Here is a 19,478-nt window from a genome sequence, read left to right on the forward strand (position 1 = left end):
CGGTCAGCCGGGTGGCAGGCCGCGGCCCAGCAGGTCGAAGGCCTCGTCCAGGAAGTCGTGCAGGTCGGTGTCCGGGTCGGCCTCGTGCCAGGACTGGATCGAACTGCGCATCGCCGTGATCGAGGTGGCCGCCAGCAGCCGGACGTACCGGTCCGCGCGGTCCCGCCCGAGCCGCTGCGCGAGGCCGTCGGCGAGAGCGGCCTCCAGGGCGCGCGAGGCGAGCACGATCCGGCGCAGCGCCTCGGGGTGGTCGCGCAGCAGCCGCGCCTGGTCGCGCCAGATGGGCGCGGCCATCGCGGCGTCGATGGCCTCGCCGAGCGCGACGTGCGCCACCTGCAGCGGCGAGCGCTCGGCGGGCTGGGCCAGGATTCGCCGCGCGGTGCTCGCGACGCTCTCCGGATCCCAGGGCACCAGCACCTCTTCCTTCGCGGTGAAGTAGTTGAAGAAGGTGCGCGGGGAGACCTCGGCGCGGGCGCAGATGTCCTCGACGGTGACCGCGTCCATGCCGCGGTCCAGGAACAGCCGGACGGCCGCCTGCTGCAGGGCCTGCCGGGTCGCCCGTTTCTTGCGCTCGCGCAGCCCGCACGCCTGCTCGGCATCCGCGCTGCTCGCGGCCGTCGTCCTGGCCATCGGGGGCGTCCGTTTCTCTCGTCGGGGCGGCCGGCTCAGCCTAGTGCCCGGTTTCCGGCATCTCCGACAAACCGATGTTGCACCCGTGCATTTTTGCACAGACTGCAGAAATAAGTTAGGGTCGCTAACCGTCAATGGGGTAGTTCTCGCCCTCGGCCGGGCGATCCGAACCAGTGCAGCGCCGCACCCCCGTCCCGTCGTGAGGAGGCTTCTTGACCGAGGCACAGCCGAGCTCACTGGTGCGCACCCTGGCATCGGCGCTGTGGTTCCCGATGTTCTTCATCGTCGGATTCATGGTGTGCTACCTGCTGCCCTTCCACGCCCCAGCACCGCACAACATGCCGGTGGCGGTGGTCGGCGACCAGGCGGCGCAGCACCTCGACGCCGCCTTCGCCCAGGCGATGCCCGGCGGCATCGACGTCACCGCGGTACCCGACGAGCAAGGCGCGCGCGATGCGATCCTGCAGCGCCAGGCCGTCGCCGCCTACGACCCCGCGGACGGGCAGCTGTTCTACGCGAAGGCCAACGGCTCGGCGCTGATGATGGTGCTGCAGCAGGTGTTCACGCCGATCGCCACGGCCGGCGGGCACCACCTGGCGCTCGTCGACCTCGCCCCGGCCGCGCCCGGCGATGTCATGGGCACCGGCCTCTTCTACGTCCTGCTGGCGATGAACATCCCGCCCTACATCACGGTGATGATGCTGCTGCGCGCCGCGCTGACCACCCGGCAGAAGCTGCTGGCGCTGGCCGGAGTCGGCGCGTTCGCCTCCGTGGTGTGCTACTCCGCCGCGCTGTCGATGGACGTGATCTACGACGAACCGGTCCTGATGCTGATCGGCTTCCTGCTCACCCAGGCGGTCGCGTGGACGACGTTCGGGCTCGTGCCGTTCGTGAAGCAGTTCATCCCCGGCGTGGCCATGGGACTGTTCGTGCTGCTGAGCATGCCCTCCAGCAGCGGCGCCATCCCGAAGGAACTGGTGCCGGTGTTCTTCCAGTCGCTGCACCGGTTCCTGCCGCTCGGGCAGGCCGTGGACTCGATGCGCGGCGTCCTGTACTTCAACGGCGCGGGAGCCCTGCCCGCCGTCCTCGGCCTGGTCGCCTGGTGCGCGCTGGGCGTCCTGCTGGTGGTGTTCAACCAGCTGCGCATGAAGCGGAAGAAGGCCGCGGACCCGGAAGCGGTGACCGCCGCGGGCACCTACGAGCACGAGGACGACAGTGAAGTCGTGGTGGACCCGGCGATCGAGGCGCCCCGGCCCAAGCACCACCACACCCTGGCCGGCACCGTGCGGGCCGCCGGCGGCGAGGCGCTGCCCGGCGCCATCGTGACCGTCACCGACCCGACCGGCGGTCAGCTGGCGCACCTGGTGACCTCGAACTCGGGCGAATACGAGGTGCACGACCTGCCCCGGCAGTACGTCACGGTGGTCGTCTCCGCGCCGGGCATGCGACCGGCGGTGGACCGGGTCGCGGTGCGGCCGGGACGCATCGCCGGCTACGACTTCGTCCTGGAGCCGGACGCCCGGCACCACCGGATGGCCGGGGTGCGCTGATCAGCTCTCGGCTGGCGGGTGGCGCACGATCAGGACCTCCTTGAGATCCGCCACCGCGCTGCCGTCGTCTCGGGTGACGGCGGTTTCGCGGACCACGAACTCCAGCTGGCCGTGCTTCTTGGCGTAGACGTCGGTGATCACCGGGCGGAGCACCAGGGTGTCGCCGGCGTGGGCGAGGGAGTGGTAGGTGAACCCCTGCTCGCCGTGCAGGACGTGGCGAAGGTCGACGCCGAGATCGGCCATGAAGCCGAAGGAATCCGGGCCTTGCAGGGTTAGGCCGAACAGGAACGTCGGCGGGACCGGGAGATCTGGGTGGCCGGCTGCTCGGGCGGCGGACCGGTCGGTGTAGATCGGGTCCGTTTCGCCTATCGCGGCCGCGAACTGCTGGAGGCGGCCCGGTTCTATCTCTGCCCTGATCTCGGGGAGGCGCTTGCCGATCACCGCTGGGTCGATCGCCATCTTCTTGGGCGTCCTTTTCTGGGCGGGGGCGTGGTTGGGATCGTACGGGGGGTTTGGGGTTTGGGGGGGTTGGGGTTTGGGGGTTTGGAGGGGTTGGGGCTTTTGGAGGGGCCTTTGGAGGGGTTGGGGCTTTTGGGGGTTCGGTGTGCTTTTGGGGCCATCCCCGCGATGGGTGGATTGTGGGGGCTGCGGGTCGGAGGTCAAGCCCGGCCTGGCGGCCGCCCCTTCGGGGTTTCAGGCTTGACATCCGACCCGCAGCCCCAGAGCGGCTTTGTATCGCGGGGATGGCCCGGAGTGGGCTGGTCCGTTGGCGGCTTGCGTTGCGGGGTGGGCGTTTTCGGGTTTGCCGGGGCTGGTGGGGGTTTGGTTTCGGGTTGATCCGTTACAGGGGTCCGGTCGCGTGGGGGTGGCTTGATTTTGCGGGAAATTGATCCCTGGTCTCCGGGCGCGGTGCGCATTGCCGATGGTGGCGCGGGTTTGGTGGTAGATGGGGTCGCCTTCGGCGTGTCGTGCACGGATTTCGTTGGCGCGGCCGTGTTTCTGGATTGCAGTCGGGTGTTTCACCTGATCAAGCGACCATAAAAACAGTGCGAATGCATGTTCGAATCAGGAGAATGGAGGTATGACACCGCTGCTGAACATCCAGGACTCGACTGTGCAGGCCATGCCTCAACAGTCGGCGGTGTCATGCACCGATGCCGAACTCGCGGCCCGCATCCAAGAACTGGAGAAGGAGATGCGGGTGCTGATGTGGGAACAGCTGCAATACATCGCCGAAGCCGACCACCGAAGCATTCACACCGAGACCACCGCCCGATCACTGCAGGTCTGGTTGCAGGGGCTGCTCAACATCGACCCGCGCGACGCGAAAACCCGCGTCACAGTCGCCCGCAACGTCGAAGACCGGCAAACCTTCCACGGCGAGCTCATACCTCCCGACCTCCCCGACACGGCCGCCTCCTTGTCGGAGGGTGAGATCGGGCTGGAACACGCGCGTGTCATCGTCAACGGCATCCGCCGTTTGCCCGAGTACGCGCGCTGTCACCAGGTCGCCGAGGTTGAAGCGACTCTTGCCGGGTATGCGCGGACGATGTCGCCGAGGGAACTGGAGAAACTCGCCGAACGCATCCGCTACCTGTTGGACCAGGACGGCGCGTACCGCGACGAGGAAACCCAGCACGAGGCACGCGAGTTGTACTACGGCACCACCCGGGACGGCATGACCGTCATCAAAGCGAAACTGGACCGCGAGACCGGGGCGAAATTCGCTGCGCTCATGCAACCGCTGGCCGCGCCCCGGCCCGAGATCGACGGGGAGAAAGATCCCCGCACGACCGGGCAACGCAACGCCGACGGCTTCACCGCATTGCTGGACCTGGCACTGGACCACGACGGGACGCCCCGCACCGGCGGGCAACGGCCGCAGATGACCATCGCCATCGACTTCGACGACCTCAAGAGGGGCTTGGAGGTCATCGGCGAGGACGGCATGCCCGGCACACTCAACACCGAACGCGCCATCACCGCCCACAACGCACGCCGCATCGCCTGCGACGCCGAAATCCTGCCCATCGTGCTCGACGGTGACAGTCTGCCGCTGGATGTGGGCAGGGCGAAACGAACCGCGCCCACCCACATCCGCGCCGCACTACTCCGCCGCGATGGCGTGTGCGCCTTCCCCGGGTGTGACCGGCCGCCGGGGACACCGGAAGCGCACCACGTCCGGCACTGGGTCGACGGTGGTGCCACCGACCTGAACAACATGGTGATGCTCTGCGCACACCACCACCGCACACTTCACAACCAACGCTGGGACATCACCATGCGCAGTGGGAGGCCCGAGTTCATCCCACCGCCCACAATGGACCCCAGACGAACACCCAGACCAGGCGGCACAGCATTACCCGCCCAACACCGCGAGTACCTCCGGGACCTCATCCCCGCACCACGGGACCCGGCGGGCGAACCATGACGCCCGGATGCGATTCAAGCGGACGGTGGCACGACGCCGCCCGCTTGAATCGCAGATTCTTGTCGGAGCACCGCTCCCCTTGCCGACCAACCTCGCCGCTATCGCCCGCCTCTTCCGATGCCTTCGGACGCAGCGTCGCCCGTGGCATAATTGATCGGTTTGCCGGGAGCCGTCCCAGCTTCGGTGCTCACGATGCGAAAACTCCCGGACCGTGTCGCGACCCGCCCGTAGGAGGTCGCACCGGCGTGCGCGAGGAATGACCTGATCCGCGAACGACAGCTGGCGGAAGGATGCTCATGGAGTGGACGAATGACGCGGCGATTCGCAAATGGGCCGCGATGCCCGAAGCGGTATTGGACCAGATGGAGCCAGAAGGCGACTTCTGCCGCCGCCATTTGCTGAACGCCTCCTTGCTGCGGTTGCTGGGGCCGCTCGACGGCGTTCGAGTGCTCGACGCCGGGTGTGGGCACGGGTATCTCAGCCGGATGCTGGCCGATCGCGGCGCCGAGGTGGTCGGCGTCGAGCCCGCCCGGGCGCTCTACGACTACGCCGCCAAGAAGGAGGCGGCGCAGCCGCGTGGCATCCGGTACGTGCAGGCCGACCTGTGCGATCTGCCGGATCTCGGCGGACCTTTCGATGCGGTGGTTTCCAACATGGTGCTGGCAGCCATTCCCGACTGGTCGACCGCGATGCGGGCCTGCGTCGAATCGCTCGCGCCCGGCGGCGTTTTCGTCTTCTCCCTCAACCACCCGTGCTTCGAGCAATTGGCGCCGACCTGGCGGCAGCACGGCGAGTACCGCATCCGGGAGTACCTGCGCGAGTACCCGATCGAGCAGGCCCACGCACCCGACTTCCACCGCACGCTGTCGACCTACCTCAACGAGCTGACGAGGCTCGGCTGCCGACTGCGCGAACTGGACGAGCCGGGACTCGACCCGGCCGTCGCGTCACCCTCCGACGGCACCGAGGCGTACGTCGAGCTGCCGAACTTCCTCCTGGTCGCGGCGGAACGCCGCTGACGGCCCGGTCAGTCGAGCAGCCTGCGAACGACGCCGTCCAATCCCGACCGGACGGCGTCCGGCAGGGCGTTGTCCAGACCGTGGACGACTTCGTGCCAGGGGCCGAGCCGATGCCACAGCAGGGCTCGGTCGTGGAGTCGCAGGGTCACTCCGTACTCCTCCGCAAGCGCGGCGGCGAACTCCGGCGGTGTTGCGTGCAGCGCCCACGCCAGGTCGATCGCGCCGTCGCCGACGTGCGCGTCCGAGAAGTCGATGACCCCGGACAGACCGGCTTCCTCGGACAGCACGTGTTCTGGGCCGAGGTCGCCGTGGACCACGGTGTCGGCGGGCAGCGTTTCGAAGGCGTCCAGCAGGGCCCGGGCCGCTCCGTGCAGTTCAGCGGGAGCCAGTGGCAGTACGTCGGCCCGGAACCTCTCCACCGTTTCGGCGAGCTCGCGGCCCGCCGGTTCTGGCCTCTGCAAACCATGACGGACTGCCTCGGCCGGGTCTACGGCGTGCAGCGCTCGCAGAAAGGCTCCCAGCTGGCGGCCGTGCTCGGCAGTGGGCTCCGAAAGGGGCTCACCGGCCACCAATTCGTGCCGGACCACCAGCGGTTCCGTCGTCACCACGTGGGGTTCTGGCACGTCGAGCGGCAGCTGCGGCGCGAGCCATGGCATCAACTCGGTTTCCATGCGCAGGCGATCGGCGACTTCCGGTCGCCGGGGTCTGCGCTCGATCCAGCGTCCTTCGACCAACGTCGCCGCACTGTCCCAGCCACCGTCGATGTTCACCGGTTCCGCCACACCACTGTCCACCGTTTCAGTAGAGCACGGGCATCCACCGATTAAATCCGGTCGCGGCCGCTGTCAATACTCACGACGACAGCGGGACGGCATCGCGGGAGCGGTCGCCGGAGGAAAGGGTTTCGAGCGTGGATACGACACCGAGGGCAGGACGCCGTGAGTGGATCGGGCTTGCGGTTCTCGCCTTTCCGACCCTCCTGCTGTCGTTGGACATGAGCGTGCTGCACCTCGCGGTGCCGCACCTCGCCGCCGATCTGCAGCCCACCAGCACCGAGCTGCTGTGGATCATCGACAGCTACGGCTTCATGATCGCCGGTCTGCTGGTCACCATGGGCACCCTCGGCGACCGGATCGGGCGCCGGAAGCTGCTGATGATCGGCGGCGCCGGGTTCGGCATCGGGTCGATCGCCGCGGCCTTCGCGCCCAGCCCCGCGATGCTGATCGCGGCGCGGGTGTTGCTGGGCGTCGCCGGGGCCACCCTGATGCCCTCGACGTTGGCGCTGATCAGCAACATGTTCCAGGACACCCGGCAGCGCAGCACCGCCATCGCCGTCTGGATGAGCTGCTTCATGGGCGGCATGGTGATCGGGCCGGTCGTCGGCGGCGTGCTGTTGGAGAACTTCTGGTGGGGCTCGGTCTTCCTGATGGGCGTGCCGGTCATGATCCTGCTGCTGGCGACCTCCCCCGCGCTGCTGCCGGAATACCGCGATGAGAACGCGGGCAAGCTGGACCTCGTCAGCGTGGGGTTGTCGCTGGGCACGATCCTGCCGATCGTCTACGCGCTCAAGGAACTCGCCAAGTACGGGCCGCAGGTGCCGAACATGCTGGCGCTGGTCGCCGGGATCGCTCTCGGCGTGGTCTTCGTGCGGCGGCAGCGGCGGATCGCCGATCCCATGCTGGACCTGCGGTTGTTCCGGGTGCGCACCTTCAGCGCCGCGCTGGGCATCGTGCTCGTCGGCGCGATCACCATGGGCGGCATCTTCATGCTGGTCAGCCAGTACTTCCAGCTGGTCGCCGGATTGTCGGCGCTGGAAGCCGGCGTCCTGATGATGCCGCAGGCCGGCGCGGTGGTGGTCGGATCGCTGATCGCGCCGCGGCTGGCCAAGCGGTTCCGGCCGGAGTTCGTGCTCGGTTTCGGCATGCTCGTCGCGGCCGCCGGGATTCTGCTGTTCACGCTGGTCGACGCCGGGAACGGGGCTGTACTGGTGACCATCGGCATCTCGTGCGCGAGCTTCGGCATGGGCCCGCAGGGCGTGCTCTGCACCGAGATGGTGGTGGGCTCCGTGCCGCCGCAGAAGGCGGGCGCGGCATCGGCGATGTCGGAGACCAGTGGCGAGTTCGGCATCGCGATGGGCATCGCATTGTTCGGCAGCCTCGCCACCGCCGTCTACCGCGGCGTGGTCGTGCTCCCGCCGGACCTACCGCCCGGCATCGCGGCCGAAGCCGCGGACGGGATGGCCGGCGCGGTGACCGCGGCGGGACGGCTGGCCGATCCCGAAAGCGTCCTCGGCCCGGCTCGGGACGCCTTCACCAGCGGTTTCCAGGTGGTTTCGATCGTCAGCGCGGCCGTCGTCGCGCTGTTCGCGGTCATCGGCATGGCCCTGCTGCGCAAGCGCTCCGGCGCGCAGGCGGAACCGAAGGCCAGCGAGCCGGAAGCGGCTGCGGTGTGAGGCGAGCTCAGCGGTCCGCGACGCGGTGGTCCGCCACCAAATCGCGGGCCTTGCCGATCAGAACGTCCGTCAAGTGCGCCGGGACGAGGCCGTACCGCTCGTCGTAGGCCGCGACGACATCGGCTTCGAACTCGTCCAGGGACGCGCCGGGCGACTCGGTGGTCACCGACCCCACCGAGTCGTCGTCGAAGGGCAGCTCCAAGTGCCGGTAGACGTCGGTCAGCAGCGGCCGCAGCAGCTCGTCGTCGCCGAAGATCGCCACCGCGCTGAACAACCAGGCACCGCGCACCATCCGCTGCGCGGTGCCGACCAGCTTCACCCGGCCTCGCGCGTTCACGCTGTGCGCGCCCGGGCAGTACTCCCCCGGCACCGCACCGACCTGCGCGCCGACACCGTGCTTGCGCAGCACGTCCGCCCACAGCTCGGCGTAACCCACGAACCGCTCGTCCATGCCAGCCAGGTAGCCGGGGTCGGGGCCGACGTGGTCGACCACGAGCGAGCGCTCGGTGTAGGCCACCGCGCGGCCGCCGGGGGCGCGCAGGACCGGCGTGAACCCGGCGTCCCGGACGGCGCGGACAGCGGCGGGGAAACCCGGCAGCAGGGCGTCCCGCCTGCCGAAGGCGACGACGCGGGTGTCCGGCCGGTACACCCGCACGGCCGGCCCCGCCTCGCCGCCGCTGACGCGGCGCAGCATCGCATGCGCGATCGCGACCTCCAGTGCCTGGTCCGAACCGACGCCGAGCGCGCCGCGAAAGAGCTCCACGCGCCGATTCTACTGGCCGGAAATCACCGGTCCGGCTACAGCGAGGTCGGGATGACCGGGTGCCGCTCGAAGAGGATCGTGCCGCGGACGATGGCTTCCTTGTACAGCGCGGCCTTCCGGCCGGTCAGCACCGCTTCGCGCGGGCTGTCGTCGGCGTGCACGAACTGGACCAGCGCGTCTCGCCTGCCGAGGCTGATGCACTGGTTGAGGTAGCGGAAGCGGATCGGCCTCGGCGCCCGCCCGGCCAGCCGATCGGCGATCGCCCGGGCGGCGTGCTGCGCCGACGGAAGCCCGGTCGCGCACGCCATCCGCAGCTTCTGCCCGCTCCGCATGCGCACCGCCGCCGCGTCGCCGATCCCGGTCACCTCCGGGTGCGAGACCGACCGCAGCATCTCGTCCACGACCAGCCTGCCCTGCTCATCGACGGCGAGACCGGCCTCGCGGGCAAGCCCTGGCACCGTGAAACCGGTCGCCCACACCACGGTGTCGGCGCCGATGTGCCCACCGCCGGCCAGCACAAGCCCGTCCTCGCGCACCTCGGAAACCCTCGCGTGTTCGAGCACTTCGACGCCGAGCCGGTCGAAGGTGCGCCGCAGGTAGTCGCGTCCGCGCCGGGAGAGCCCGGCGCCGAGCTCGCCCCCGTTCACGAGGCGGACCTTCAGGCCGGGATGCGCCTCGGCCAGCTCGGCGGCGGCTTCGATGCCGGTCAGCCCGCCGCCGACCACCGCGACGGTGGTGCTGTCGTCGATGCGTTCCCGCAGCCGCACGGCCTCGTCGGCGGTGGCCACGGTGTAGGCATGTTCCGCGACGCCGGGCACCGAATCCATGTCCGCCGCACTGCCCAGTGCGTAGATCAGCACGTCGTACCGCACGGCACTGGCCGAGTTCGCCAGCCGCACGGCCTTCTCCTCCGCGTCGATCGCGGTCACCCGGTCGACGACCAGGTGCACGCCGGTGCCCGCGATCAGGTCCGCCAGCGGCAGGTCCCGCAGCCGCTGCCCGGCGGCGAGCTGGTGCAACCGGACCCGCTCGACGAACCGGTCCTCTGCGTTGATCAACGTCACCGCGGCATCGGTCCACCGAGCCACGAGCTTCGCGGCGGCCAATCCGGTGTAACCAGCCCCGACAACCACAATCCGAATAGCCATGATCCCGTCCTCCCGAGGTCTGCGCTGCCACGCGCGAAGGAGGAACGGGACACCGGACCGAAGTGTGACATCATGTGACTCAGGTCACCAATGCGGGCAATAGTCGGATTGTTTCACTTCTCGGATTCGCCGATGCGAGCGGCAGTTCCGGCGTTCGGGGTATTGGTTGCGGCGGTCGTGTTGTCCGGGTGCCGAAATCTTGATCTCGGCCGCGCGCCACTTGTACGGTTCGGGTTCGCTTGTTCTCCTTGCGAATTGGAGGTTTCGCGATGGCCGCTCCTTCCGAATCCGCCCCCGCTCCCGCGCCGCCGAGCTGGACTCCGCCACTGGTCGAGCAGTACGAGACCCGTCCCGAGGTCACCGCCTACGCGCACGACGGCAATCGGTGACGCAGCCGCTGGCCGAATCCGAATTCCGGGAATCGCTGCAGCGGTTGGCGAATCGCTACTGGGCGCACCACCCCTTTCACCTGCGGCTGCACGATGGCCGCTGCAGCGCCGCGGAAGTTCGGCTCTGGGTGGCCAACAGGTGGTACTACCAGCGGCACCTGCCGCAGAAGAACGCGGCCATCGTGGCGAACTGCCCGCTGCCCGAGGTGCGGCGGATCTGGGTCGAGCGGATCGCCTTCCAGGACGGGGCCGGCGATGCCGACGGCGGCCTGCACGACTGGCTGGTGCTCGGCGAGGCCGTCGGCCTGCAGCGGGACGAGGTGGTCGACGAGCGGCACGTGCTGCCCGGTGTTAGGTTCGCCGTTGACGCGTACCTGGACTTCTGCCGCCGGAAACCGTGGATCGAGGGCGTGGCCGCGGCGCTGACGGAGATGTTCTCGCCCGGGCACATGGCCGACCGGATGGCGGCCTGGAAGCGCCACTACGACTGGATCGAGCCCGGCGGCCTGGCGTACTTCGAGCGCCGCATCCCGGCCGCCCGCGCGGACAGCTCCGTCACGCTCGGGGTCGTGCTGAAGCACTGCGTGACGCGCGAGCAGCAGGACGCCGCGGTGCGGGCGCTGTCGTTCAAATGCGATGTGCTCTGGGCGATGTTGGACGCCATCGACTACAAAGGACAGTCATGGGCGTGACCGTCGACAGCCGCCCCGGGTTGCGGCGCGGGGTCCGGTTCGTCCGCGACCGGGTCCGCGGCAAGCACGCCTTGCTGTACCCGGAAGGCGTGCTGCTGCTCAACGACACGGCGGCCGACATCGTGCGCCGGTGCGACGCCAGGCGCACGGTCACCGACATCGCCGTCGAGCTCGCCGCCGCGTACCAGGGCGCCACCGCCGAATCCGTGCTCGCACTGCTCGCAGACCTGGACCGACGCCGCGTGCTGGGCGCGGAGCCGGTCGGCGTCGCGGAGTCCGGGCAGCAGCCGGGAGCAGCGCGGGCCGGTTTGCCCCTGGGGCTGCTGGCCGAGCTGACCTACCGGTGCCCGCTGCAGTGCACGTACTGCTCGAACCCCTTGAACCTGGCCGACTACCGGGACGAGCTGGACACCGGGACCTGGTTGCGCGTCATCGAGCAGGCCCGGTCCATCGGCGTCCTGCAACTGCACCTCTCCGGCGGCGAGCCGGCGTTGCGCCGCGACCTGGTCGACCTCGTCGCGGCCGCCCGCGAGCACGGCATGTACACGAACCTGGTCACCAGCGGTTTCTCCCTGCCGCTGCGGCGGTTGCAGGAGCTCGCCGCCGCGGGCCTCGATCACGTCCAGCTGTCGGTGCAGGACTCCGCCGCGACGTCCGCGGACGTCATCGCCGGGCGCCGGGCGCACGACCGCAAGCTGGACACCGCGCGCAGCATCGTCGCGGCCGGGCTGCCGATGACCGTCAACGCCGTGCTGCACCGCGGCAACATCGGGCGGCTGCTCGACATCGTCGAACTCGCGGTGGGCTTCGGCGCCGAGCGCGTGGAGCTGGCCAACACCCAGTTCTACGGCTGGGCCTTGCGCAACCGCGCCGCGCTGATGCCCAGCCGCGAACAGGTGCAGCAGGCCGACGCCGACGCGGCGGTGGCCCGCGAGCGCTACGGCGACCGGCTGGAGATCGTGTACGTGGCCGCGGACTACTTCAGCCCGCGCCCCAAGCCGTGCAACTACGGCTGGGGCAACCGGCAGCTCGCGGTGGCGCCCAACGGCAACGTGCTCCCCTGCCCCTCCGCCGCCCAGCTTCCCGAGCTGGACGCGCCGTCGGTGCGCGATTCGGCGCTGGATTCGATCTGGTTCGATTCGGCGGCGTTCAACCGCTTCCGCGGCACCGGGTGGATGCCGGATCCCTGCCGCAGCTGCGCGCTCAAGGACGTCGACTTCGGCGGCTGCCGCTGCCAGGCCTACCAGCTGGTGGGCGACGCGGCCGCGACCGATCCGGCCTGCTCGCTGTCCGAGCACCACGACCTGGTCCGCGCCGAGTTCGAGCCGCGGCCCGCCGTTCCGAGGCGGATGTGATGCGGGTCCGCATCCTCGGCACCGCCGCGGGCGGCGGCCTTCCACAGTGGAACTGCGGGTGCCGGAGCTGCAGCCGGGCCGCGGAACTCGGCGTGGCGCGCAGCCAGGACTGCCTGGCGATCAGCGGTGACGGAGCCTCCTGGTACCTGGTGAACGCCTCACCCGACCTGCGCACCCAGCTGCTGGCCAGCCCCGAACTCCGGCCCGCGCCGGGCACCCGGCGCACGCCCGTCGAAGGCGTTCTGCTCACCAGCGCCGAGCTGGACCACACCCTCGGCCTGCTCACCCTGCGCGAAGCCGCCCGGCTGCCGATCTACGCCACCGCGACCGTCCACCGGGCTTTGCGGCAGGCCTTTCCGATCGCGGACGTCATCGGCAACTACACCGAGGTGCGGCAGGAGATCATCGCCGACCGCCGATTGCTGGCCGGCGGTCTCGCGGTCGAGGCCGTCGGCGTCAGCGACAAGCGCCCCCGCTACGCCCGCGAGCTGCCCGGAACCGACTGGGCCGTCGCCTACCGGTTCACCGGCTCCGGCCGCAGCCTGGTGTACGCGCCGTGCCTGCCCACCTGGAACGACGCGTTCGAGCGGATCATTGACGGCGCCGACGTCGTGCTGCTGGACGGCACCTTCCACACCGAGGACGAGCTGACGCACGCGTCCGGCAGCGATCGACCAGCCCGCAGCATGGGGCACCTGCCGATCCGGGCCGCCCTGCCGGAGATCGCCCGCCACCCGGCGACGCGCTTCTTGTTCACCCACCTCAACAACACCAACCCGCTGGCCCACCCCGACGCGCCGGAGCTCGCCGACGTGCACGGGGCCGGCGCGGAGATCGCCGCCGAAGGCCAGGTCCTGGTGCTGGACTGACCGTCCCCGATTTTTGCTCGCGCCCGATATCGGGTATGTGGGAGACGTGACCGACGAGCGGCTGGCGAAGTACCGGGAGATGCGCGACTTCACCCGCACCGCCGAACCGAGCGGCGACGGCGAGGTGCGCGCGACCGGTGACCGGTTCGTCGTGCAGCGGCACCGGGCCCGCCGCCGGCACTACGACCTGCGGCTGGAGCTCGACGGCGTGCTCGTGAGCTGGGCCGTGCCCAAGGGGCCGACGCTGGACCCGGCGGCGCGGCGCATGGCGGTGCAGGTCGAGGACCACCCGATGGAGTACGCCGATTTCGAGGGCACCATTCCGGCCGGCGAGTACGGCGGCGGCGACGTCATCGTCTGGGATCGGGGCACCTGGGATTCCGTGGACGAGGATCCGGCCGCCGCGATCGAGGCCGGGACGCTGCACTTCGACCTGCACGGCGAGAAGCTGGCGGGCCGGTTCGTGCTGGTGCGGCGCGGCGAGAAGCAGTGGCTGTTGCTGCACAAGAAGGACGAGCACGCCGAACCCGGCTGGGATCCGGAGGACCACCCGCGGTCGGTGAAGAGCGGGCGCACCAACGAGGAGGTCGCCGTCGCACCGGAGGCGATGTGGCGCAGCGACCTCCCGCCATCGGAGGCCGAAATTCCCTTGGGCACCAACACATCCCGCGCGGCGCAGCGGTGGGAGCCGCCCACCGCGGGCGAGCTGGCGGCGCTCGACGAGCTCGGCGCCAAGGGCCGCTGGCGGCTGGCCGGGCGGGATCTCGCGCTGACCAACCTCGACAAGGTGCTGTTCCCGGGCCACGACGGCGAGGCTCCCGTGACCAAGCGCGACCTGATCCGGTACCACGCGCTGATCGGCCCGGTGATGCTGCCGTACCTCGCCGACCGGCCGCTGAACTCGCACCGCTTCCCCAACGGCGTGGACCAGCCCGGCTTCTGGCACAAGGAAGTCCCGAGCCACGCGCCCGGCTGGCTCCGCCGCTGGCGCTACGAGGGCGCCGAGCCCGGCGACACGCAGTGGTACCTCGTGCCGGACAGCGTTCCCGCGCTCGCCTGGCTGGCCAACTACGCGGCGCTGGAGCTGCACGCCTGGACCTCGCGCGCCGCCGACGTCCTCCACCCGACCTGGGCGCTGTTCGACATCGACCCGGGCAGCCGGACGACGTTCGACGAGGTGCTCGTCCTCGCCCGCCTGCACCGGACCGCGATGGAGCACCTCGGCGTCGAGGCCCGCCCGAAGGTGACCGGGCAGCGCGGCATCCAGATCTGGGTGCCGGTCGAACCGCGCTACACCTACGCGGAGACGCGGGCCTGGGTGGAGAAGGTGTCCAAGGCCGTCGGCGGCATCGTCCCCGAGCTGGTCAGCTGGGCGTGGACGAAGCAGGACCGCCGCGGCCTGGCCCGGCTGGACTACACCCAGAACGTCATCAACAAGACGCTCGTCGCCCCCTACAGCGCCCGCCCGCGGCCGGGCGCGCCGGTGTCCGTGCCGCTGGAGTGGGACGAGCTCGACGACCCGGACCTGGCCCCGGACCGCTGGACGATCCGCACCGTCCTGGACCGGATCGCGACGGTCGGCGACCCGTTCTCCGCGCTCCTCGGCGTCGAACAGCGGCTGCCGCCGGTCTAGCGGGCCGCCGCGACCTCCAGGGCGGCCGGCTCGTGCAGGGTTCGCCCGAGCAGCCACGCGATGACCGGGAACACCAGCAGCGTCGTCAGCGCCGTTTGCAGCGACGTCGCCTCGGCGATCGCGCCGAGCACCGGCGTGGCGACGCCTCCGACGCTCACCGCGAGGCCGAGCGTCACACCGCTGGCGGTGCCGACCCGGTTCGGCAGGTAGTCCTGGCCCAGCGTGACGTGCAGCGAGAACGGGATGTACAGCAGGACCGCGGCAAGCGCCACGAAGACGTACACGGAGACACCGGGCGCGTAGACCACACCGGCGACCGCGGGGATGGACGCCGCGTACGACAGCCGCAGGGCGCGGATGCGGCCCCACACCGTGGCCAGCTTGCCGCCGAGCACGGTGCCCGCCGCTCCGCCGGCGAACAGCACGAACAACGCCGCCGCGCCCGCGGTCTCGCCGCCGCCCACGCGCTGCTGCACCCACAGCGCGACGAACGCGCTCAGTCCGATGTAGACGATCGACCGGGCGATGACGATTCCCGTCAGGCGGACGAAGACCGGCCAGTCGTCGCGGCCCCGATCGGCCTTGGCGCCGCCGGTCGCCGCGGAACCGGCGATCAGCGAGCGGAGCACGGCGGTGGTCACCAGCCCGCCGAGCAGGGCCGGGATGATCAGCCACGGCGAGGCCGGCAGGCCGCCCGCGGCGAGGACCGGGGTCACCACGATCGGCGCTAGCGCGAAACCGATGTTGCCACCGAGGGAGAACCAGCTCATCGCCAGGTGGTCGCCGCCGGAGGCGGCGCGCGCGAGCCGGGCCGCCTCCGGGTGGTAGGCCGCCACGCCCAGCCCGGACAGCGCGACCGCCAGCCACGTGAGGACGTACGAGTCGCCGACCCCGCACAGCGCCACGCCCAGCCCCGCGGTCACCATGCTCACCGGGATCAGCCAGGGCATCCGCACCCGGTCGGTGAGCGCCCCGAACACCGGCTGCACGACGGACGACAGCAACGTCGCCGCCAGCACGATGCCGGACACCGCGACGTAGCCGTACTGCCGCTCCAGCACCAGGAACGGGACGACGGCGGGCACCGCCCCCTGGTAGATGTCCACGCCTGCGTGCCCGACGGCCAGCAGACCAACAGATCGAGTTCTTCCTCGCGTCACGGTGCGATCGTCCGGCAGGCGGCGGTTGTCCCGCTTCCGATAAACTGCCATGTTGTGTCGAGAATCCGCCACACGCCGCGGGCGCCCACCGCGCTGCGGTTCCTGCCGCCCGGCTCCGAAGTGGATGCGCACCGGCACGACGACAACCAGATCGTCTACGCCGGGCGTGGCGTCCTGTCGGTGACGACGGACGCGGGCAGCTGGATCGCCCCCGGCACCCGCGCGGTGTGGGTTCCGGCGGGGACGGTGCACGAACACCGCGCCTACGGCGAAACGGACCTCCACACCGTCGGCCTGCCCACCACCGACAACCCGCTGGGGCTGACCTCGCCCGCGGTGCTGGCCGTCGGTCCGCTGCTGCGCGAGCTGATCCTGGCCTACACCGGGGAGAACGACTACGACGCGGCCGAGCGGGACCGCATGCGCTCGGTGCTGCTCGATCAGCTGCGCCGGGCTCCGCAGCAGCCGGTGCGCCTGCCGACCGCGCGCGACCCGAGGCTCGCCGCGGTGTGCGAGATCCTCGCCGGGGATCCGGCCGATCAGCGCACGCTTGCCGCGCTGGGCGCGCAGGTCGGGGCCAGCGAGCGCACGCTCAGCCGCCTGTTCCGGGCCGAGATGCGGATGACCTTCCCGCAGTGGCGGACGCAGTTGCGGCTCCACCACGGGCTGCGGCTGCTGGCCGAAGGCGAAGCTGTCACCACGGTGGCGCACCGGACGGGCTGGGCGTCCACGAGCGCCTTCATCGAGGTGTTCCGCCGCACCTTCGGCCACACGCCGGGCGATCGGCGCAACCGCTGAGTCATTCGGGCAGCCGAGCACCCTGGCGGTTGAGCTCGGCCCGCACCGCCTCGGTGCCGGCGTCGCCGCCGGCTGCGGTGAAGGCGGCCGCGACACCGGCCGCGTGCCCGGTGGCGAACGCCGTGCCCATGGCGCGCAGCGACGCGCCCGCGCCGCGGTCGCCGTCGACGGTGCGACCGGCGGCGAAGAGGTTCGGCGTGTCCCGGCTGTGCAGGACGTCCAGCGGAATCCCGTAGAAACCGGGGTCGCCGATGAATTTCCACTCCGACGGGATGCCCGGGCCCGGGTGGTACTCGATCGGCCAGGCGCCGATCGCGACCGCGTCGTCGACCGGGCCGGGCTGGAGCACCTCCTTCTCCGTGAACCGGTACCGGCCGACGAGGTGCCGGGACTCGCGGGTGCCCATCTCCGGCCCGGTGCTGACGATGTACGCCCCGCCGCAGCCGGGCAGCGAGCGAACCACCTGCAGGTACGCCTGCGCCTGCCGCCGGGCGCCGATCTCGGCGCGGGTGGTGTCCGCCGCGCTGCGCGCGTCGTAGCCCTCGTCGGCCAGGTAGGTGATGAGGTCGCCGGAGATCGGCATCCGCGCGATGAGCCCGCTTTCCGCGGTCAGGTCGGGCGCGCCGGCCTTCTTCGCCGCGCGCACCGCGGCGCCGATGGCCTCCCTGGTGACCTCGGCGTCCACGGGGATGCCGCCGAAGCGCACCCCGAGCGTGCCGTTCTGCACCCAGCCGTCGTTGCCGTAGCGGACCTCCGCCCCGGCGTGGTGGGCCAGGTCGGCCTCGCCGGTGGCGTCCACGAAGGCCGTCGCGGTGAACTCGTGGATCCCCGAGTGGTCGGCGACGCGCACCGCGGTGATCCGGTCACCTTCGCGGTCGGCGCCCAGCACGTGGGTGTGCAGCAGGACGTCGACCCCGGCCTGCGCGCACAGCTCGTCGAAGACGCGCTTGACGCTCTCGGGGTCGAAAACCGCCGCCACCGCGGTGAACCTGGTCGGCTCGCTGATCGCGCCCATCGCGCGCAGCGCCGTGATCACCTCGTCGGCGACGCCGAAGACGGCCTGCTGCTTGTCGTCGCGCGTGTAGAGGCCGCAGTAGGTCACCACGTTGCGGAGGGTCGCCGCGCCGCCGAGGCACGGCCCGCGCTCGATCAGCAGGGTCCGGGCACCGGCGCGGCTGGCCCCGATCGCGGCGGCCACCCCGCCGGATCCACCGCCGGCCACGATCACGTCGTAGTGCTGGGTCACGTTCGCTCCACTTTCCTCGTCAAGCAACAGCTTTGGCGGTGTCGCCTGTCTTGTCGTCGGCCGGCGGGGCGGCGCCGTGCTCCCGCACCCCGAGCATCAGCACCATGCCGAGCAGCGGTCCGGCGGCGAGCGTGGCGAAGGCCAGGAAGAACGATCCGGTGGCCTGGAAGACGACGCCGAGCACCACCGGCACGATCGTGCTGCCGAGCTGCCAGAACGCGTTGGTGGCGCCGGCCGCCGAACCGGCCAGCCGAACCCCGGAGAGGTTCGGGATGAGCGCGACCATCAGCGGGCTGTAGACGTAGGCGGCGATGCCGAGGAACGGCGCGATCCACATGAACGCGGTCAGGTTGGTCGCCGTGCCGAACAGCAGGAGGGTGACCACGAAGGCGCCGAGCACGATGATGGTCAGGACCTTGCGCTTGCCGCCGAACACGTCGCTGATCACGCCGATGAGCGGCTTGGCCACCACCGCCGCGATGCCGAAGATCGCGACGACCACGCCGGCCTGCACCGGGGAGACGTGACTGCCCTTGATCATCAGGGCGTTGGACCAGGTGATGAAGCCGTAGGTGCCCCAGAGCCCGCCGAACCCGGCCAGCCCGAGCAGGAAGAGATCCCGGTTGCGCAGCAGCGAACCCAGCTTCGGCACCTCCCGCGCCGAGGATTCGGCGCTCTCGGATCCGTTGCGCAGCAAGAAGAAGCACAGCACCGCGACGACCATCGAGGCCGCGCCGAACACGTGGTACGAGGTCTGCCAGCCGGAGGACTCGATGAGGCTCGGCACGATCGCGTTGGCGATCACCGTGCCCAGCGAGGTGGCGGTCATGAAGATGCCCATCGCCAGCCCGCGGTCCTTGGCCGGGAACCACTGCGAGATCAGCTTCACGCCTGCCGAGTAGTCGCACCCGGCGAACACGCCGATGCAGGCCTGGAACGCGATGCCCATCGCCACCGAGGTGGTCTCGCCGAACAGGATCATGAACCCGCCGGCCACGAACAGGGTGGAGGCGATGACCATCCGCCCGCCGAGCCAGTCGGTGAGGAAGCCGCCGCCCGCGTTGGAGATGACGTAGCCGACGTAGTAACCGGTGGCGAAGACGCCGAGTCCGGCCAGCGAGACCCCCAGGTGCTCGCCGACCGCGACAGACGCAGGTCCCCAGGTGGAACGGTCCACCGCGGTCATGGTGAACGCCGCCCAGGACAACAGGAGCACGACCCACCGGTACGGGTGGCGCACTCCGCTGGCGGTCGGGATGGGACTCATCGTTGAGCGCTCGCTTTCTGCGATCCGGTTGCGACGTCCTGCTCATGAGGCAGAGGTTCGGCACACCGAGACTGGC

17 protein-coding genes are annotated in these 19,478 nt (G+C 70.6%); 9 read left to right on the forward strand and 8 right to left on the reverse strand.

Annotated elements, in window-relative coordinates; all coding sequences use genetic code 11:
* Nucleotides 1-3: 3 nt before the first annotated feature.
* Nucleotides 4-630 (reverse strand): TetR/AcrR family transcriptional regulator, encoded by a 627-nt coding sequence (locus ACWEV3_RS13685; RefSeq protein WP_358568536.1) that lies wholly within the window; start codon nucleotides 628-630, stop codon nucleotides 4-6.
* A 212-nt stretch (nucleotides 631-842) separates the two neighbouring features.
* Between ACWEV3_RS13685 and ACWEV3_RS13690 the strand changes: the two genes are divergently transcribed.
* Nucleotides 843-2,180, forward strand: a complete 1,338-nt coding sequence (locus ACWEV3_RS13690; RefSeq protein WP_452614151.1) for a carboxypeptidase regulatory-like domain-containing protein — start codon at nucleotides 843-845, stop codon at nucleotides 2,178-2,180.
* Here ACWEV3_RS13690 and ACWEV3_RS13695 read toward each other — a convergent pair whose 3' ends face one another.
* Nucleotides 2,181-2,639, reverse strand: a complete 459-nt coding sequence (locus ACWEV3_RS13695; RefSeq protein WP_452614152.1) for a MaoC family dehydratase N-terminal domain-containing protein — start codon at nucleotides 2,637-2,639, stop codon at nucleotides 2,181-2,183.
* A 622-nt stretch (nucleotides 2,640-3,261) separates the two neighbouring features.
* Here ACWEV3_RS13695 and ACWEV3_RS13700 point away from each other — a divergent pair.
* Together ACWEV3_RS13700 and ACWEV3_RS13705 are read left to right on the forward strand one after the other, a co-directional pair.
* Nucleotides 3,262-4,611, forward strand: coding sequence for a DUF222 domain-containing protein (locus tag ACWEV3_RS13700; protein ID WP_452614153.1), 1,350 nt, complete (start codon nucleotides 3,262-3,264; stop codon nucleotides 4,609-4,611).
* 296 nt (nucleotides 4,612-4,907) lie between these two features.
* Nucleotides 4,908-5,630, forward strand: a complete 723-nt coding sequence (locus ACWEV3_RS13705; protein ID WP_452614154.1) for a class I SAM-dependent methyltransferase — start codon at nucleotides 4,908-4,910, stop codon at nucleotides 5,628-5,630.
* Between the two features lie 8 nt (nucleotides 5,631-5,638).
* Here ACWEV3_RS13705 and ACWEV3_RS13710 read toward each other — a convergent pair whose 3' ends face one another.
* Nucleotides 5,639-6,424: a phosphotransferase gene (locus ACWEV3_RS13710; RefSeq protein WP_452614155.1), complete on the reverse strand. Its 786-nt coding sequence runs from the start codon at nucleotides 6,422-6,424 to the stop codon at nucleotides 5,639-5,641.
* 116 nt (nucleotides 6,425-6,540) lie between these two features.
* On the opposite strand from ACWEV3_RS13710, the gene ACWEV3_RS13715 reads away from it, so the two are divergent.
* Nucleotides 6,541-8,082 (forward strand): MFS transporter, encoded by a 1,542-nt coding sequence (locus ACWEV3_RS13715; protein ID WP_452614156.1) that lies wholly within the window; start codon nucleotides 6,541-6,543, stop codon nucleotides 8,080-8,082.
* A 7-nt stretch (nucleotides 8,083-8,089) separates the two neighbouring features.
* Here ACWEV3_RS13715 and ACWEV3_RS13720 read toward each other — a convergent pair whose 3' ends face one another.
* Complete coding sequence (locus ACWEV3_RS13720) at nucleotides 8,090-8,845, reverse strand: lipoate--protein ligase family protein (protein WP_452614157.1); 756 nt, start codon at nucleotides 8,843-8,845, stop codon at nucleotides 8,090-8,092.
* Nucleotides 8,846-8,880: 35 nt separating this feature from the next.
* Entirely contained in the window at nucleotides 8,881-9,993 is a 1,113-nt protein-coding gene (locus tag ACWEV3_RS13725; protein WP_452614158.1) for an NAD(P)/FAD-dependent oxidoreductase, read from the reverse strand.
* A gap of 385 nt (nucleotides 9,994-10,378) precedes the next feature.
* Here ACWEV3_RS13725 and pqqC point away from each other — a divergent pair, with 385 nt between their 5' ends.
* From pqqC to ligD, 4 genes are all read left to right on the forward strand, one after another.
* A complete protein-coding gene (gene pqqC, locus ACWEV3_RS13730) occupies nucleotides 10,379-11,074 on the forward strand; it encodes a pyrroloquinoline-quinone synthase PqqC (protein WP_132480295.1) in 696 nt (231 codons plus the stop codon).
* Nucleotides 11,065-12,429, forward strand: a complete 1,365-nt coding sequence (pqqE, locus tag ACWEV3_RS13735; protein ID WP_452614159.1) for a pyrroloquinoline quinone biosynthesis protein PqqE — start codon at nucleotides 11,065-11,067, stop codon at nucleotides 12,427-12,429. Before pqqC ends, pqqE begins: the two co-directional genes overlap by 10 nt.
* Complete coding sequence (pqqB, locus tag ACWEV3_RS13740) at nucleotides 12,429-13,298, forward strand: pyrroloquinoline quinone biosynthesis protein PqqB (RefSeq protein ID WP_452614160.1); 870 nt, start codon at nucleotides 12,429-12,431, stop codon at nucleotides 13,296-13,298. The genes pqqE and pqqB overlap by 1 nt, the downstream gene beginning before the upstream one ends.
* 79 nt (nucleotides 13,299-13,377) lie before the next feature.
* Complete coding sequence (ligD, locus tag ACWEV3_RS13745) at nucleotides 13,378-14,931, forward strand: non-homologous end-joining DNA ligase LigD (protein WP_452614184.1); 1,554 nt, start codon at nucleotides 13,378-13,380, stop codon at nucleotides 14,929-14,931.
* Here ligD and ACWEV3_RS13750 read toward each other — a convergent pair.
* Nucleotides 14,928-16,091, reverse strand: coding sequence for an MFS transporter (locus ACWEV3_RS13750; RefSeq protein ID WP_452614161.1), 1,164 nt, complete (start codon nucleotides 16,089-16,091; stop codon nucleotides 14,928-14,930). The two genes, ligD and ACWEV3_RS13750, sit on opposite strands and share 4 nt — an antisense overlap.
* Nucleotides 16,092-16,145: 54 nt before the next feature.
* Between ACWEV3_RS13750 and ACWEV3_RS13755 the strand changes: the two genes are divergently transcribed.
* Nucleotides 16,146-16,889 (forward strand): AraC family transcriptional regulator, encoded by a 744-nt coding sequence (locus ACWEV3_RS13755; RefSeq protein WP_452614162.1) that lies wholly within the window; start codon nucleotides 16,146-16,148, stop codon nucleotides 16,887-16,889.
* Nucleotide 16,890: 1 nt separating this feature from the next.
* Here ACWEV3_RS13755 and ACWEV3_RS13760 read toward each other — a convergent pair whose 3' ends face one another.
* Together ACWEV3_RS13760 and ACWEV3_RS13765 are read right to left on the reverse strand one after the other, a co-directional pair.
* Nucleotides 16,891-18,135, reverse strand: coding sequence for an FAD-dependent oxidoreductase (locus ACWEV3_RS13760; RefSeq protein WP_452614163.1), 1,245 nt, complete (start codon nucleotides 18,133-18,135; stop codon nucleotides 16,891-16,893).
* A gap of 19 nt (nucleotides 18,136-18,154) precedes the next feature.
* Nucleotides 18,155-19,402: an MFS transporter gene (locus tag ACWEV3_RS13765; RefSeq protein ID WP_358564996.1), complete on the reverse strand. Its 1,248-nt coding sequence runs from the start codon at nucleotides 19,400-19,402 to the stop codon at nucleotides 18,155-18,157.
* Nucleotides 19,403-19,478: the final 76 nt, after the last annotated feature.

This window comes from Saccharopolyspora sp. NPDC003752 (genome assembly GCF_053605825.1).

Excerpts from the sequence above, each read along its gene's own strand:
- ligD (WP_452614184.1), top strand. The coding sequence starts at position 13,378 with ATGCGCGACTTCACCCGCACCGCCGAACCGAGCGGCGACGGCGAGGTG.
- pqqB (WP_452614160.1), top strand. The coding sequence starts at position 12,429 with ATGCGGGTCCGCATCCTCGGCACCGCCGCGGGCGGCGGCCTTCCACAG.
- ACWEV3_RS13765 (WP_358564996.1), bottom strand. The coding sequence starts at position 19,402 with ATGAGTCCCATCCCGACCGCCAGCGGAGTGCGCCACCCGTACCGGTGG.
- ACWEV3_RS13685 (WP_358568536.1), bottom strand. The coding sequence starts at position 630 with ATGGCCAGGACGACGGCCGCGAGCAGCGCGGATGCCGAGCAGGCGTGC.
- ACWEV3_RS13705 (WP_452614154.1), top strand. The coding sequence starts at position 4,908 with ATGGAGTGGACGAATGACGCGGCGATTCGCAAATGGGCCGCGATGCCC.
- pqqE (WP_452614159.1), top strand. The coding sequence starts at position 11,065 with ATGGGCGTGACCGTCGACAGCCGCCCCGGGTTGCGGCGCGGGGTCCGG.
- ACWEV3_RS13695 (WP_452614152.1), bottom strand. The coding sequence starts at position 2,639 with ATGGCGATCGACCCAGCGGTGATCGGCAAGCGCCTCCCCGAGATCAGG.
- ACWEV3_RS13700 (WP_452614153.1), top strand. The coding sequence starts at position 3,262 with ATGACACCGCTGCTGAACATCCAGGACTCGACTGTGCAGGCCATGCCT.
- ACWEV3_RS13725 (WP_452614158.1), bottom strand. The coding sequence starts at position 9,993 with ATGGCTATTCGGATTGTGGTTGTCGGGGCTGGTTACACCGGATTGGCC.